Raw genomic sequence first — 15,757 nt, forward strand, 5'->3', positions numbered from 1 at the left:
CCGTCGTCCCGCGTCGTCGCCGGTCAGTCGATGAACGGCGACGGCGGACGCAGGTCGCCGAGGCGGCCCGTGGTGTAGGTGAGCCAGCGGTCGTAGTCGGTCGCCTTGTTCCGGAACGACGAGCCCACCTGTGGGTTCGGCAGGATCAGGAAGTTCTCGGCCGCGAGCCCCGCGACGGTGATCTCGGCGACCTCGGCCGGTGTCTGCACCAGGCCGATCCCCGGGAGGTCGGCGCCGCTGACGGTGCGCGTCTCGACCGCGGTCGGGCACAGGCACGACACCCGGATGCCCTTGTCCGAGTAGTTGATTGTCAGCCACTCAGCGAAGCCCAGCGCGGCGTGCTTGGTGACGGTGTAGGCCAGCTCCGAGGGTCCGGTGATCAGTGCCGCCGCAGAGAGCGTCTGCAGGAAGTAGCCGCCGCCGCGGCGCAGCATCCGGGGCACCAGGCACTGCGCGGCCCAGACGTGGGCGAGCACGTTGACCCGCCACGACCGGTCCCAGGTCGCCGCGCTGGTCTGCAGGTTGCCGCCCTCCGGCCCGCCGAACACCGCCGGGTTGCCGCAGAACAGGTCCGTCGGCCCGGCAGTCTGTTCGGCCCAGTCGATGAACGCCGTCAGTGCCGCCTGATCGCCGACGTCGCACGGACGCCCGGGGACGCCGAGCGTCTCGGACATCGCCGAGACGGCCTCGGTGTCCAGGTCGCTGACGACCACCGACCGGGCGCCGTGCGCCAGGAACGCCTCGACGAGGCCGCGGCCTATGCCGTGCGCCGCGCCCGTCACCACGATCCGGCTGCCTTCGATCTTCATGGCCGTCTCCGCATCGCCGTAGGGCCTGTCCGGACAATCCTCTCAGGTGGTGGCAGCGAATGCCATCGTGGCAGACTCTGCCATGAGCGACGCGACTGGTGCGCCGCGAGGGGAGGCGACGGTGGGTCTGGCGGAACTGTTCGACCTGGAAGGCCGGGTCGCGGTGGTGACCGGCGGCAGCCGCGGGATCGGTTACGCCGTCGCCCGCGGCTTCGCCGCCGCCGGCGCCGACATCGTCGTCGCGAGCCGCAAACTGGACGCCTGCCAGGCCGCCGCCGAGCGGATCGCGAAGGAGACCGGCCGCCGGGCGGTTCCTCTTGGCTGCCACGTCGGGCGCTGGGCGGACTGCGACCGCCTGGTCGACGAGGTCTACGCCGCGTTCGGCCGCTGCGACGTCCTGGTCAACAACGCCGGGATGTCCCCGCTCTACCCGGACCTTCCCAGCGTCACGGAGGACTACTTCGACAAAGTCGTCGGGGTCAACCTCAAGGGGCCGTTCCGGCTCGGCGCGCTCGCCGGTGCCCGGATGGCGGCCGCCGGCGGCGGCAGCATCATCAACGTCTCGACGATCGGCTCGCTGCGCCCCGGCGCCGACGAGCTCGTCTACGCCTGCGCCAAGGCGGGCCTCAACGCGCTGACCATCGGGCTGGCGGAGGCCTACGGGCCGGCGGTGCGCTCGAACGGCATCCTGCCCGGCGCCGTGCTCACCGACATCGCCGACGCCTGGACCCCCGAGCGCCGCGAGCAGGCGGCGCGCGCCACCACCCTCGGCCGCGCCGGTACCGCCGACGACTTCGTCGGCACCGCCCTGTGGCTCGCGAGCCCCGCCTCCGCATGGGTCAGCGGCACCCTCATCCGCGTCGACGGCGGCGCATACCGGCAGACCAGCTAGCCAGACCAGCCGCCAGGCCGGACCGCCACCGCCGTCGACCGGCGCGGGTCGGGCCGGCGAAAGGAGAGCAACCGTGGTCGACTTCGCCATTCCCGAGGAGGCCCAGGCCGTGCGCGCCAGGGCCGCCGACTTCCTCGACACCCACGTTCTGCCGGCCGAGGCGCGCGTCGGCCGGGAGCCCTACTTCGACATTGTCGCCGAGCTGCAGGCGAAGGCCCGGGCCGACGGCCTGTGGTGTCCCTTCGTTCCGGTGGAGTGGGGCGGCATGGGCCTCGGCCCGCTGGCGAACGCGCTCGTCCAGATCGAGGTGGGCCGCTCCTTCACGTACCTGGGCGCGTGGGCGCTGAACTGCATGGGCCCGCAGGACGCCACGATGCTCACCCTCATCGAGCACGGCACCCAGGAGCAGAAGGAGCGCTACCTGCGCCCGCTCGTCGCCGGCGACCTGCGGATCTGCYTCTCGATGACGGAGCGGGCCGCCGGCGCGGATGCGACCGGCCTGCGCACCTCCGCTGTCCGCGACGGCGACCACTGGGTGCTGGGCGGCGAGAAGTGGTTCAGCAGCAACGCGTCGATCTCGCAGCTCGCGCTCGTCATGGCCCGCACCAGCGAGCAGGGCCCGCGCCGTGAGCAGTTCACGACGTTCCTCGTCGAGCTGCCGAACCCCGGCTACCGGATCCTGCGCAACATCCCGACGATGGACGAGCCGCTGCGCCCCCGGTTCGAGGACGAGGTGACCAGCGGCCACGCGGAGGTCCGGATCGACAACCTCGTGGTGCCGCACGCGAACGTGCTCGGCGGCGTCGGGCGCGGCTTCGCCATGGGCCAGCACCGGCTGGGCTACGGCCGGCTGCGGCACGGGATGTGGAGCATCGCCAAGGCGCAGGCCGCCCTCGACCTGGCCGCGGGCCGGGCGCTGTCGCGGGAGACGTTCGGCGCGCCCCTCGCCGACCGGCAGGGCGTCCAGTGGATGCTCGCGGACTGCGCCGAGCGGCTCTACCTGAGCCGGCTGATGGTCCTGCACATCGCCGCGAAGATGGAACGCGGCCAGGACCTGCGGCAGGAGAACGCGATCGCGAAGAACTACATCGCGCACATGCTGCACCACGTCGTCGACACCGCCCTGCAGCTCCACGGCTCCCTCGGATACACCCTCGACACCCCGCTCGCCGAGTGGTACGCCGAGGCCCGCCAGCAGCGGCTGGTGGATGGCCCCGACGAGGTCCACCGCTGGATGATCGGCCGGGGCGTGCTGCGGGCGTTCGAACGCGACGGCACCACGGCCGCCGCCGCCGGCGGGGACCTGCTCTGATGGGCGCGGACGCCACGCCGGCCGCGGCCGCGGCGGCCCCGGAACGGCCGGCCGCCCCGCTCGTCGACCTGCCGCGGCTGGAAGCCTGGCTGGAGACCCTGCTGCCGGGCGGCGGCCCGGCGCGCCTCGCCCGGCTGGGTGAGGCCACCGGCATCGCCAATGCCCTGTTCGCGCTGGACTGGGGCGGGCGGACGCTCGTGCTGCGCCGGGCGCCCGCGGCCCGGATCACCAGCAGCGCCGGCAACACCCTGCGGGAGGCGACCCTGCTCGGCGCCCTCGCCGACACCCCCGTCCGGCACCCGCCGCTGGTGGCGACGTGCCCCGACCCGGACGTCATCGGCGCGCGGTTCATCCTCATGGAGCGTGTCGACGGCTTCACCCCGACGGGCGACCTGCCCGCCCCCTTCGACCGCGCCCCCGAGGTCCGTCGCGCCCTGGGCGTGGAAGCGGTCGACGCGCTCGCCGAGCTCGCGTCCGTCGACTGGCGGGCGGCAGGGCTCGACGGCTTCGGCAGGCCCGACGGCTTCCTCGACCGGCAGGTCGACCGCTGGCTGTGGCAGCTGGGTACCTACCAGACCCGGCCGTTGCCCGACGCCACCGACGTCCTCGCCCCGTGGCTGCGCGCCCACCAGCCCGCCACCGGGCCGATCGCGATCATGCATGGCGACTACAGCCTGTTCAACGTGATGTTCGCGCACGACGCGCCGGCGCGGCTGGCCGCGATCGTCGACTGGGACACCGCGACGATCGGCGACCCGCTCCTGGACCTGGGCCACCTGCTGGCCCGCTGGGACGAGCCGGGCGAACCGCCCACCTTCCTCGGATCCTCCGACATCGCCGACCGGACGGGCCTTGCCACCCGCGCCCAGCTGGCCGCCCGCTACGCCGACCGGACCAGCCTCGACCTCGCGGACCTCCGGTTCTACGAGGTGCTGTCGCTGTTCAAGCTCGGCTGCATCCTGGAAGGCCACCACGCCCAGGCGCCCCGGGCCGGCGACCCGGCCGGCGGCCAGTTCGCCCCGATGGCGCCGGCTGTCTTCGCGGACGCGGCCGCGATCGCCCGCGGGGAGCGGACGCTCTGAGGGCCACATCCGCGCAGGTGTGTCTGGTCCGTCCCATTGCCAGGGGCGTGGTCTGGGCAGAACCTGGGCAGAGTCCGGGCACGCGAGATGAGCTCGGCGTGGCGTGGTGTGGGGCTGGTAGATGGACGAGCGGGCAACGGTGCCGGGCCGGGATCCGTTGCTGGCTGCGCGGGTGACGGTGCTCCATGAGACGGAGCGGACCCGGGTCGTTCGGCTGACGTTCCCGGGCGGAAGCGTGATCCGCAAGGAGCTGCTGGGGCCCGGCGCGCGGCGGCGGCAGCGGCATGAGGTGGAGATCCTCGGTCAGCTGTCCGGTGTCGAGGGAGTCACGCAGTTGGCGACCGGGCTGCCGTCGTCCCCGGACTCGATCCTGCTGGCCGATGTCGGCGGTGTGGCGCTGTCCGAGCGGACTACTCCGCTGGATCCGGTCGAGCTGGTCGGACTGGCCGGGTCGCTGGGGCGGGCGATGGCGGAGATGCACCGGCGGGGGGTGGCGCATCGGGACGTCAATCCGGCGAACATCGTGATGACTGATGGCGGGGGAGCGCCATGCCTGGTCGATTTCTCGCTGGCCACCACGTTCGCGGTGGTTCAGCCGGAATTCGTACATCACAGCGAGATCGTGGGAACGGTGCCGTATTTGGCGCCGGAGCAGACTGGCCGGACTGGTTGTCACGTCGACCAGCGGGCCGATCTGTACGCGCTCGGGGCGACGCTGTACGAGCTGGCCACCGGGGCGCCGCCGTTCGGTGCCGGTGATCCTGTTCAGGTCATTCACGACCATCTGACGCGGGTGCCGGCGCCGCCGTCGGCCGTGAACCCGGCGGTGCCGGCCGGCCTGTCGGCGATCATCATGCATCTGCTGGAGAAGGAGCCGGACGATCGCTACCAGAGCGCCGACGGACTGGTGCACGATCTCACCTTGGTACGTCGTGGCGCCTTCTTGGTGCATCCAGGCGAGCACGATTTCCCCGCACGGCCACTGACGCCATCCCGGTTGGCCGGGCGTGACCAGGAGATCCGCGAGCTGGGCGTGGCGTTCGCCGAGGCGATGGAGGGTCGCTGCCGCGGGCTGCTCGTCGGCGGTGCGCCGGGGGTGGGCAAGACGGCGCTGGTCAACGAACTGCGGCCGATCGTGGCCGGTGCCGACGGCTGGTTCGTGGCGGGCAAGTTCGACCAGTATCGCCGTGACCAGGAGTACGACGGGGGCTGGCAGGCGTTCCGGGCGCTGGGCCGGCTGTTGCTGGCCGAGCCCGAGCAATACCTGGCCGAGGTGCGGGAGCGGATACTGCTGGCGTTGGGACCCAGCGCCGGGCTGGCGACCGCCACCGTGCCGGAGCTGGCGGCGCTGCTGAAGGTCCCCCCGGATCCGGGCGATCCGATGACCGCGCAGGTGCGAGCGCTGCGCAACGGAGTCGAGGTCCTGCGCGCCGTCGCCTCCAGGAAACGGCCGGTGGTGTTCTTCGTCGACGACCTGCAGTGGGCCGGGCGGACTCCGCTGGGCTTCGTCGATCTGATCCTCAGCGGCGCCGAACAGGTCGAGGGACTGCTGCTGGTCGGCGCCTACCGGGACAAGGAGGTCGACCCGGCTCATCCGATGACGCCGATGCTCGCCCGCTGGCAGCGCCAGCCGGCCGGTCCGCGCATCGTGCGGCTGGGCAACCTGACCCCGGACGGCCAGATGGCCATGGTTGCAGACCTGGTGCGCGTCGCGCCTGAGGCCGCCGCGGAGCTGGCGCGGATGATCGCGCCGTCGGCCGGTGGCAATCCGTATGACACGCAGGAGCTGCTGAACTCCTTACGCCACGACGGTCTGCTCGTCGCTGGCGTCGGCGGGTGGCGATGGGATCGGGCGGTGCTGGATCGCCGGCTCGGGCGGGTGGATGTGGCCGGGATGCTGGCCGCTCGGGTGGCCGGGCTGCCGTCGGCGACCAGGCAGGTGTTGGCGGTGATGGCGTGTCTGGCGGGCCGGGTGGAGCTCGACCTGTTGGAGGTCGCGGCGGGGCTGGCCACGGAGGATGTCGAGCACCGGCTGGGCCCGGCGTTCGCCGCCGGCCTGCTGGTGCTCGAGCCTGGCGGCGGGCAGGGGGTGCGGTTCCACCACGACCGGACATGGGAGTCCGTGCTGGGCGCCCTCAGCCCGCGGCGGCGGCGTGGCCTGCGACTGCGGCTGGCCCGGCGGCTGGCCGAGCGGGGCGAGTACTTCGCGGTCGCGGCCGAGCAGTACCTGCACGTGGTCGACGTGGTGCGGGACGACGCCGAGCAGCGGCTGGTGGCCGGGCTGTTCCAGCAGGCCGCCGAGCAGGCGCGGCTGCTGAGCAACCATCCGCTGGTGGAGCGGTTCCTGACCGCGGCGGTGCCGCTGGTCGACCCGACCGACACCGACCAGCTGATCGAGGTCCGCACCGGCCGGCACGCCGCCCTGTACAGCCTGGGCCGGTTGGAGGAGGCGGACGAGGAATACCGGAACGTCAGTCGGCTGTGCACCCGCCCGGCGCAGCGCACGGCGGCCACCGTGCTGCAGGTGATCAGCCTGACCAACCGGGGCCGCGCCGAGGAGGCGGTCCGGCTCGGCGTGGACCAGCTGCGCGAGGTCGGTTTCGCCGTGCCGGACCGGGAGCGCCTCGACGCGGAGATCGACCGAAGACTCGACGCGGTCTACCGGTGGATCGACCAGTCCAACGCATCCGACGACCTGTGCCGCCCGGAGGGCACCGACCGTTCGCGACTGGGCATCATCAAGCTCATCAACCGGCTCATCCCCGCGGCGTTCCTCTGCGACCGGCCGATGATGGCCTGGCTGACCGCGACGGCGCTGGAGATGTGGGCACGGGACGGACCGGATCCCGCCCTGATCGGCCCGACCAGCCACGCCTCCGTCCTGACCACGGCCCTCAGGCACGACTACCGCACCGGGCACCGCATCATGCGGCGCCTTCTCCAAGTCGGTCACGCACGCGGCTACGAACCGGACATCTGGCAGATGCAGTTGATGTATGCGGTCTTTACCGGCCACTGGTTCGACCCGCTCGAGGACAACCTGTCCGCCGCGCGTCGCGCACTGGAGGGCCTGCTCCAGGGCGGCGACCTGCAGTACGCCTGCTGGACCCATGTCGTGCTGCTGCCGGACCTGCTGGACTGCGGCCCGTCGCTGGACGCCTATGTCGCCGGTGCCGACGAGGCGATGGCTATCGCCACACGCACCGGCAACGGATACGCCGAAGAGGTGTTCCGGCCCTGGCGCCAGCTGGCGAGGGTGCTGCGTGGCGAGGCCGTCGGCCAGGCGGCCGACGAGGCGGCCGAGCAGGGCCTGCTGGCCGCCAACCCGCTCGCCGCCGCCAACATGCACCTCACCCGGGCGCTCGCCGCCGCCATCTTCGATCATTCGGCCGAGCTGGCCCGGCACACAGCGGCGGTGATGCGGTTGCTGCCGGTCCTCGAAGCGACCTACCTGATCGCGGTCGCGCGCGTGTTGCGGGCTCTGGCCCTGACCGGGCAGGCCCGGACGACGGAAGCGGGCCGGCGCGGGGCCGTGCTGGCCGAGCTGGACGAGGTGGTCGACTGGCTGGCCGCCCGCGCGGCCGACGCGCCGGTCAACTTCCTGCACCTGTTACGCCTGGTCGAGGCCGAACGGGCCTGGGCGGCAGGTGACTTCCGGGAGGCCGCGTACACCTATGACCTGGCACAACGTGAGGCCGCCACCCGCACACGCCCCTGGCACCGGGCACTGACCTTGGAACGCGCCGCACGGTTCCACCTCGCCCAGGGCATGGAGGAAACCGGCCGCATGCTGCTCGCCGCCGCCCGCCGCCAGTACGCCGACTGGGGCGCCACCGCCAAGGTCAGCCAGCTCGACTGGGCTTACCCGGCGCTGGCGGCCGAACCCGCCGGCGCCGAACCCGCTGCGCGAGCACCAGCCCAACCCACCACGGGCAGCCCCGCCGTCACCACCGGCACCATCGACCTGCTCGGCGTCGTCGCCGCCTCCCAGGCGCTGAGCTCCGAGACCAGCATCGAGGGCCTGCGCGCAAAGGTCGTGGGAATCCTGTCCGAGATGACCGGCGCCACCGGCGTCCACCTCCTCCTTCGCGACCAGGACGACAACGATGGCGGCTGGCTGGTACCCACCGACGACGGCGCCATCCCCCTGCGCGAGGCAGGCCTGCGCCGCCTGCTGCCGCCCTCGGTCGTCTGGTACACCGAACGCACCCACGAACCCACCGTCATCGYCGACGCCACCCGCGACGACCGATTCGCCCGCGACCCCTACCTCACCAGCCTCGACCGCTGCTCCCTACTCGCCAYCCCCCTCACGATCCGCGGCGAACTCAAAGCCATGCTCCTGCTGGAGAACCGAATGATCCGCGGCGCGTTCGCCACCAACCGCCTCGAACCGATCATGCTCATCGCCGGGCAGCTCGCCGTCTCCCTCGACCACGCCCAGGTCTACGCCTCCCTGGGGCGCAAAGTCGCCGAACGCACCCACCAACTCGCGGCCGCCAACCAACGCCTGGAACAACTGTCCATCACCGACCMCCTCACCGGACTGGCCAACCGACGACGCCTCGAAGAAGTCCTCCACGCCGAATGGCACCAGGCCTGCCATCAGCGCACCCCCCTCGCCGTCGCCATGACCGACATCGACTACTTCAAGCGCTACAACGACCACTACGGCCACACCGCCGGCGACCGCTGTCTCCGACTCGTTGCCGCATGCCTGGCCGACAACACCCGCGACACCGACCTCGCCGCCCGCTTCGGCGGCGAGGAGTTCGCCATCGTCATGCCCCACACCGACACCGACACCGCCGCCCGCGTCGCCCGAGACCTACGCGACGCCGTCGCCGCGCTCGCCGAACCACACCCCCTCGGCATCGACCACATGATCACCCTCAGCATCGGCGTCGCCGCCACCATCCCCACCACCGACAATCAGCCACAAAGCCTGATCGATCTCGCCGACGTCGAGCTTTATCGAGCCAAGCGTGCCGGACGCAACCGCGTCGAGGTAGCACACCCACACCCCGCGTCGCTATAGCCGGCGGGGACCCGCGGCCGCTCTGACGGCCGCATTCGCGTGGACCCGGGGTACGCCGCGGGTGCTGATGCGGTGCACCAGACGGCGCTCGCCGTCGCGGTCGCTAGGGCGATGCGCCCGCCAGCAGAGGGCGTGGGCCGGCTCACCCGAGCGAAAACGCTAAATTAGTTCTATGATTGTACGCAAGGTCCGGAATGGTCTGGCGCTGAGCAACCATCGAGCCGCGTGCGGTTACCACTCGGCGCAAGAAGCGGGACCGCGGCCAGCCCGGTACGGACGGGACGCCCCGCCGTGGAGGTCGTGGACCGCGCGGCGGGGAAGTGTCCTCCGGGCAGTCGCTCTGATGCCGACGGTCAGCGATCTCACCGCCAGGCATCGGATCTCAGGCATGGACGATGCCGTGCGGCGGCGCGGGCGGACACGAGGTGAGTCCGACTGTCGCTGTCGCCCGGCCTGACCGAACGGAGCGCCGAATGCGGGATGCAGTGATCGTGGCGGCGGTGCGCACGCCACTCGGCAAGCGCAACGGTGCCCTGTCGACCGTGCATCCGGTCACGCTGTCGGCTCATGTGCTGACCGAGCTCGCCGCCAGGAGCGGCGTCGATCCCGCCGAGATCGACGACGTCGCCTGGGGCGTCGTCGGGCAGGCCGGCGAGCAGGCCGCGGACCTCGCTCGCACCGCCGTGCTGGCCGCGGGCTGGCCGGAGTCGGTGACCGGCTACACGATCGACCGCCAGTGCGGGTCCTCGCAGCAGGCGGTGCACTCCGCGGCGGCCGGGCTGATCGCGGGACAGTACGACCTGGTCGTCGCGGGCGGCGTCGAGTCGATGTCACGGGTGCCGATGGGCTTCTCCACCCAGGGCAAGGACCCCTATGGCGAGCTGTATCTGGCCCGCTACGGGGCCTACCCGAACCAGGGGATCGGCGCGGAGATGATCGCCGAGAGGTGGGGGTTCTCCCGGACCCAGCTCGACGAGTTCTCGATCGCCAGCCACGAGAAGGCCGCCTCGGCCCGGGCCGAGGGCCGGTTCGACGCCCAGATCGCTCCGGTCACGCTGGCGGACGGGACGGTCGTGGCGAGCGACGAGGGAATCCGGCCTGGCGGGACGGTCGAGGGTCTGGCGAAGCTGAAGCCCGCCTTCAAAGAGGACGGCGTGATCCACGCCGGGAACGCCTCACAGATCTCGGACGGTGCCGCGGCGCTGCTGTTGACGACCTCCGAGAAGGCCGGGGAGCTCGGCCTGACGCCGATCGCCAGGGTGCACACGGCGGTCCTCGCGGGCGCCGACCCGGTGATCATGCTTACCGCGCCGATTCCGGCGACGCAGAAGGCGCTGCGGCGGTCCGGGCTGACGATCGACGAGATCGGCGTCTACGAGGTCAACGAGGCGTTCGCGCCGGTGCCGCTGGCCTGGGTCGCGGAGATCGGCGCCGATCCCAAGGCACTCAACCCGAACGGCGGCGCCATCGCCCTGGGGCATCCTCTAGGCGGCTCCGGGGCCCGCATCATGACGACGATGCTTCACCACATGCGGGACAATGGTGTCCGCTATGGCCTGCAGACAATGTGCGAAGGCGGCGGGCAGGCCAACGCCACCATCCTCGAACTGCTCTGAACGAAGGAGGCCACGGCCGGAGGTCTCACAATCCTCCGGCCGTGGCTCCGAGCCCCTCACCCCTCGCGGTCAGGTCGCGACCTCGACTATGCCCCGGATGTTGAGGCCGTCGGTCATGTCCTGGTAAGCCTTCTCGATCTCGTCGAGCGCGTAGCGGCGGGTCACCATCTCGTCGAGCCGTAGTTGGCCGTCACGGTAGAGGCCGAGCAGCATCGGCACGTCCTGGTGTGGGTTGCAGAAGCCGTACAGGCAGCCGACGACGGTCTTCGAGAACGAGGTGAGCATTCCTCCCGGCAGCTTCACGGTAATTTCGTCATAGTGGTCCGCGATACCGGTGAGAACGATCGTGCCGCCCTTGCGGGTCATCTCGTAGCACTCCGTGGTGACCTGCTCGGTTGCCACGCCGACACACTGGATGACGCTGTCAGCCAGCACTCCGGCGGTCTGGCGGCGGACGTGGTCGAGCGCTTCGGCGTGGGTGGTGAAGCCGGCGTGGGCGCCGAGGCGCCGGGCGAACTCGTTCTTGAACGGCACCGGGTCGACGGTGACGACTCTCGCGGCGCCGGCCATGAGCGCGCCCTGTACAGCGGCGGCGCCGACGCCGCCGACCCCGTAGACCACGACGACGTCGCCGGTGCGGACGCCCGCCGCCCGCACCGCGGAGCCCCAGCCCGTCGGCACGCTGCAGCCCAGCAGGCACGCCGCGTCCAGCGCGGTGTCGTCGGGCACCTTGACCAGCGAGCGTTCCTGGGCGACGAAGAAGTCGGTGAACGTTCCCAGCGCGCAGAACCCGCCGGCGTCCCGCCCGTCGCGTAGATGCATGCGGTAGGTGCCGTCGGCGAGCGCCCCCGTCAGGGTGCTCGCGCCCGCGTCGCAGAGCCAGGACTGGCCGACCGTGCACCAGCGGCACCGGCCGCACGCCGGAATGAAGCAGGTCACCACCTTGTCGCYCGGTCGCAGCCGGGTGACCCCCGCGCCGACCTCCCGGACGATCCCGCTGCCCTCGTGCCCGCCGACCAGCGGGAAGCGCAGGCCCGCGCCCTTGTTGAGGTGGTCGTCGGAGTGGCAGAGGCCGGCGAAGGCGGTCTCGACCAGGACCTCGCCGGCGCGGGGCCCGTCCAGCGAGATCTCCTCGACCGTCCAGGGCTGTCCCGGACCGCGTAGGAGCGCGGCACGCGTCTTCATATCAACCCTCTCGAGTATCCGGCGTGTGGCGGCTGGGCGCTGGGATCTCAGTGGGCGACGAGCTGGGCCGCGGTGTTGTACATGACGTCCTCGGTGACCTGCTCGTCGAGGCCGTCGAGCAGGTTGCGGAAGTCCGCAGGGGAGGCGAGCCCTTCCGCATGCGGCCAGTCGGAGCCCATGACGATGCTGTCGTGGAAACCGAGCCGCCGGATGATCTCCACCGGGTCGTCCTCCGGGTAGGGGACGACGCGGATGTGGTCGCGGAAGACCTCGCTGGGCCGGCGGTCGAGCTGGCCGCCGATCCAGGGGCCGTTGCGGCCCATGCCGCGGCTCTTGTCCATGTGCCTGACGAAGTGCGGCACCCAGGACGCGCCGAACTCGCTGGCCAGCACCCGGATCTCGGGGAACCGGCCGAACAGGTTGTCGAACACCAGGGCCGACAAGGTCTCCGTGATGGGCCGCTCGCCATAGGTGTTCTGCCACTGCCACGCCGACATGCGGAAGTGGATCGGATCGGGTTCGTGCCCCCAGGCCGGCGCCAGGTTGGCGTTGTAGTACGCCTCGGTGATGTGGTAGCAGACGGTCGCCTTGGCCTCGTTGATCCGTGCCCAGATCGGGTCGAAGTACGGGTCGCCGGGGCTGCGGCCGTAGGCGGGGCCGGTCGTCATGAGAATGAACCGGGCGCCGTCGGCGAGGACCTGGTCGAGCTCCTTGACGGCGAGGTCCCGGTCCTTCAGGGCGATGGTCGCCGGCGCGTAGATGCGGCCCTTGTGGTCGAAGCCCCACTGCTCGTTCATGTAGGTGTTGAACGAGCGCAGGTTCGCGTACAGGGCGTCCGGCCGGGTGATGTAGGCCTCCGCCATCAGCCCCCAGCTGCCCGGGTACATGATGGTCGCGTCGAGCCCCTGGGCGTCCATCTCGCGCAGCCGCGCGTCGCGGTCCTGGTAGACGTCGCGCATCGGCTCGAACATGTAGGTCTCGGTCGGGGCGCCGGTGCTCATCTGCTTGAGCATTTCCTTGAGTGACCCGGGCTTGTAGGCCTTCCTGAACTCGGGCTCGACGGCGACGAGGATTCGCTCACCCATGAGGATCGCCTCGTCGCCGTTCTCCAGCGTGACCGGCTTGACGGTCCGGTGAGCCCATTCCGGCGCGATGTGCCGGGTGAACGCGTCGAGTGTCTCGTACATGTGCTGGTCACAGTCGAAGATCCTGCCCACGGCTGCCTCCCTGCGCGTCCGTGCGCCTGTGGGCGCGAATGGTGTGGTGGAGAGAAGGACCTGACCGAGGTCAGGTGATCGTCCGGCCACCGTCGACGGCGAGCTGCTGGCCGGTGACGTAGGCGGCGGCGTCGGAGAGCAGGAACCGGACCGCGCCGACGATGTCGCCCGGGGTTCCGGTGCGTCTGAGGGCGAGCCGGTCGGCGAAGAAGTCGGGCGGTTCGGCCAGCCCGCCGACCATTTCCGTCGGGAACATCCCGGGAGCGACCGCGTTGACCCGCACGCCGTAGCGGCCCCACTGGACGGCCAGCTCGCGGGTGGCGTGCGCGAGCCCGGCCTTGGCGGCGCAGTAGCCCGCGCTCGGCACGGTCAGCCCAGTGGTGACGATGCCCGACATCGAGGTGATGTTGACGATCGACCCGCCGCCGGCGTCCCGCATCGCCAGGGCGGACCGGCGGGCCAGGTCGAGCGGTGCCACCAGGTTGATCTCCAGCAGGGCGCGGACGTCGTCGGCCGTCTCCTTGAGCGCCGGGACGGCCCGCAGGACGCCCGCGTTGTTGACGAGCCCGTCGATCCGGCCGTGCGTGTCCAGCACGGAGGCGACGAGCTCGGCGCGGGCGTCGTCGTCGGTGAGGTCGGCGGGCAGGACGGCGCAGCGCCGAAGCCGGGCGGCGAGTTCCTTCAGCCGGTCGTCCCGGCGGCCGGTGGCGACCACCAACGCCCCGGCGGCGTCGAGCCCTTCGGTGATCCAGGCTCCCAGGCCCGAGGTCGCGCCGGTCACCAGCACGACGCGGTCGGTCACGTCGAACGGTTCGCCCACCGGCCGGGCGGGGGAGGAGTCGATGGGGTCGGTCACGGGCTAGACCATCGCCGGGGTGGCTGTGTCCCGGCCCGACCGCAGCACCCGGCCCGGGGTGTCGCCGGTGAACGTCCGCCCCGCCACGATCGGCACCCCGCCGACGACGACGTGCGCGATGCCCTCCGGCTCGCTGTAGAGCCGGCCGGCGCCGGCCGGCAGGTCGAACCGGGTGGTGAGTGGTTGCAGCGAGATCGCCGCCGGGTCGAGGACGACGAGGTCGGCGGCGGCGCCGGGAACGATCCGGCCTCGGTCCCGCAGCCCGTAGAGGTCCGCCGGCACCGATGTCAGTAGCCGGACCGCCTCCTCGATACTGATCACCTTGTGCTCGCGGACGCCGTGGTGCAGGACCATCGTCGTGTAGGCGAAGAAGCCGATCATGTCGAGGTGCGCGCCGGCGTCGGAGGCGCCGAGGACCGCGCGGGGGTCGCGCCAGATCTCGGCACGCGCCGCCCAGTCCTCGGCGGTCGGGGCGTGCCAGGGGTTGGAGAACGTCGTGCGCAGCTCGTCGGCGACGACGATGTCGACGAACGTGTCGAACGGGTCCCGGCCCTGCTCCGCCGCGATGTCGCCGACCCGGCGCCCGGCATAGGCGGCGGTGGATGGCGAGAACGTCTCGATGATGTGGCGGCTCGCCCAGTCGACAAGGTGGCTGTAGGGGGACGGGGCCGCGCACGCGTCCCGCAGGGCCGCGCGCCGCGCCGGGTCGCGCAGGATCGCGAGCCGCTCGGCCGGCGGCAGGAACAGGAAGTCGTGCAGGCCGGGCACCATGTCCAGGACGAACCCGGACAGGAAGGAGAACCGTGACGGCGGCGTGTCGGGCATGGTCAGCCCGACGACCTTCGCCCCGCGGGCCCGCGCCTGGTCGCCGAGCGCCAGCTTGGCGCGGGCGTCGTCGAGGGTGCGGGCGGTGACGCTGAGGATGTTCCAGTTCAGCGGACGACCTGCGGCGAGCGACATCTGGATCATCAGCTCGCCGATGTCTTCGGGGAAGTAGCCCTTGCCGGGCACGGTCGGCAGGTACTCCAGCGACGTGCCGGGGTGCTCGCCGGCCACCGCGGCCAGCTCGAGCAGCTCGCCGTCCGTCGCCCACCGCGACGGCACCGGCTGCCCGTCCGCGTCGTGATGGCTCTGCGCTCGGGTCGTCGAGAAGCCGAGGCCGCCGGCCGCGAGCCCCTCGTGCAGCAGTCGCTTCATCGTCGCCAGCTCGTCGTCCGTGGCCGGCCGCTCGGTGGCGGCGGGTCCCATCGCCACCCGGCGCAGCGCCGAGTGGCCGACCATGTAGCCGGTGTTGATCGCGAGGGTGCCGTCGAGGCGGTCGAGGAACTCCGCGGTCGTGCGCCAGTCCCAGGGCACGCCCGCCTCCAGGGCGGTCAGCGGCATGCCCTCGACCCGGGCGAGCATCCGCATCAGGTAGTCGCCGGCCGTCTCGTCCAGCGGGGCGACCGTGAAGCCGCAGTTGCCGGCCAGCGCCGTGGTCACACCATGCAGCGGGGACGGCGACAGGGTCGGGTCCCAGAATCCCTGCACGTCGAGATGGGTGTGGACGTCGACGAAGCCGGGCGTCACGACATGTCCCTCGGCGTCGATCGTGCGGGTGGCGCCGTCGGTGAGCTCACCGATCGCGACGACCCGCCCGCCGTCCACCGCGACGTCCACGCGCCGTGCCGGCGCGCCGGTCCCGTCGACCACCTCGCCGCCTCGGATCACCAGGTCATACATGACTCTCCTTCGTCGGCCTCGACGACAA

The 15,757-nt window shown here is 71.8% G+C and carries 10 protein-coding genes; 5 read left to right on the forward strand and 5 right to left on the reverse strand.

Annotated elements, in window-relative coordinates; genetic code table 11:
- Positions 1 to 23: 23 nt before the first annotated feature.
- The gene (locus tag BCD49_RS29640) at positions 24 to 809 is read right to left on the reverse strand and encodes an SDR family NAD(P)-dependent oxidoreductase (RefSeq protein ID WP_007507194.1); all 786 of its coding nucleotides are present in this window, start codon (positions 807 to 809) and stop codon (positions 24 to 26) included.
- A gap of 82 nt (positions 810 to 891) precedes the next feature.
- Between BCD49_RS29640 and BCD49_RS29645 the strand changes: the two genes are divergently transcribed.
- The 5 genes from BCD49_RS29645 (at position 892) to BCD49_RS29665 (ending at position 10,749) form a co-directional block, all read left to right on the forward strand.
- The gene (locus BCD49_RS29645; RefSeq protein ID WP_051466261.1) at positions 892 to 1,701 is read left to right on the forward strand and encodes an SDR family NAD(P)-dependent oxidoreductase; all 810 of its coding nucleotides are present in this window, start codon (positions 892 to 894) and stop codon (positions 1,699 to 1,701) included.
- A 73-nt stretch (positions 1,702 to 1,774) separates the two neighbouring features.
- Complete coding sequence (locus tag BCD49_RS29650) at positions 1,775 to 3,013, forward strand: acyl-CoA dehydrogenase family protein (protein WP_071042150.1); 1,239 nt, start codon at positions 1,775 to 1,777, stop codon at positions 3,011 to 3,013.
- Positions 3,013 to 4,095: a phosphotransferase family protein gene (locus BCD49_RS29655; RefSeq protein WP_007507188.1), complete on the forward strand. Its 1,083-nt coding sequence runs from the start codon at positions 3,013 to 3,015 to the stop codon at positions 4,093 to 4,095. The genes BCD49_RS29650 and BCD49_RS29655 overlap by 1 nt, the downstream gene beginning before the upstream one ends.
- Before the next feature lie 121 nt (positions 4,096 to 4,216).
- On the forward strand, positions 4,217 to 9,133 hold the full coding sequence (locus tag BCD49_RS29660; protein WP_071042151.1) for a diguanylate cyclase: 4,917 nt from the start codon (positions 4,217 to 4,219) through the stop codon (positions 9,131 to 9,133).
- 473 nt (positions 9,134 to 9,606) lie between these two features.
- Positions 9,607 to 10,749, forward strand: a complete 1,143-nt coding sequence (locus tag BCD49_RS29665) for a thiolase family protein (RefSeq protein WP_007507184.1) — start codon at positions 9,607 to 9,609, stop codon at positions 10,747 to 10,749.
- Between the two features lie 69 nt (positions 10,750 to 10,818).
- On the opposite strand, the gene BCD49_RS29670 is transcribed toward BCD49_RS29665, so the two are convergent.
- The 4 genes from BCD49_RS29670 to BCD49_RS29685 all read right to left on the reverse strand — a co-directional run bounded on the left by BCD49_RS29670 (position 10,819) and on the right by BCD49_RS29685 (position 15,729).
- Positions 10,819 to 11,934 carry an NDMA-dependent alcohol dehydrogenase gene (locus tag BCD49_RS29670; protein WP_071042152.1) on the reverse strand — a complete coding sequence of 372 codons (1,116 nt, stop codon included), beginning with the start codon at positions 11,932 to 11,934 and terminating at the stop codon, positions 10,819 to 10,821.
- A 47-nt stretch (positions 11,935 to 11,981) separates the two neighbouring features.
- Positions 11,982 to 13,121, reverse strand: a complete 1,140-nt coding sequence (locus BCD49_RS29675; RefSeq protein WP_051466891.1) for an amidohydrolase family protein — start codon at positions 13,119 to 13,121, stop codon at positions 11,982 to 11,984.
- A gap of 100 nt (positions 13,122 to 13,221) precedes the next feature.
- Complete coding sequence (locus tag BCD49_RS29680) at positions 13,222 to 14,007, reverse strand: SDR family NAD(P)-dependent oxidoreductase (protein WP_007507179.1); 786 nt, start codon at positions 14,005 to 14,007, stop codon at positions 13,222 to 13,224.
- Between the two features lie 3 nt (positions 14,008 to 14,010).
- The gene (locus BCD49_RS29685; RefSeq protein WP_007507177.1) at positions 14,011 to 15,729 is read right to left on the reverse strand and encodes an N-acyl-D-amino-acid deacylase family protein; all 1,719 of its coding nucleotides are present in this window, start codon (positions 15,727 to 15,729) and stop codon (positions 14,011 to 14,013) included.
- Positions 15,730 to 15,757 lie beyond the last annotated feature (28 nt).

The sequence above is a fragment of the Pseudofrankia sp. EUN1h genome, from assembly GCF_001854645.1.
GTDB classification, from domain to species: Bacteria; Actinomycetota; Actinomycetes; order Frankiales; family Frankiaceae; genus Pseudofrankia; species Pseudofrankia saprophytica.

What these genes read in the sequence shown, in the direction of transcription:
- BCD49_RS29655 (WP_007507188.1), top strand. Translation starts at nt 3,013, where the DNA reads ATGGGCGCGGACGCCACGCCGGCCGCGGCCGCGGCGGCCCCGGAACGG.
- BCD49_RS29675 (WP_051466891.1), bottom strand. Translation starts at nt 13,121, where the DNA reads ATGTACGAGACACTCGACGCGTTCACCCGGCACATCGCGCCGGAATGG.
- BCD49_RS29665 (WP_007507184.1), top strand. Translation starts at nt 9,607, where the DNA reads ATGCGGGATGCAGTGATCGTGGCGGCGGTGCGCACGCCACTCGGCAAG.
- BCD49_RS29640 (WP_007507194.1), bottom strand. Translation starts at nt 809, where the DNA reads ATGAAGATCGAAGGCAGCCGGATCGTGGTGACGGGCGCGGCGCACGGC.
- BCD49_RS29645 (WP_051466261.1), top strand. Translation starts at nt 892, where the DNA reads ATGAGCGACGCGACTGGTGCGCCGCGAGGGGAGGCGACGGTGGGTCTG.
- BCD49_RS29685 (WP_007507177.1), bottom strand. Translation starts at nt 15,729, where the DNA reads ATGTATGACCTGGTGATCCGAGGCGGCGAGGTGGTCGACGGGACCGGC.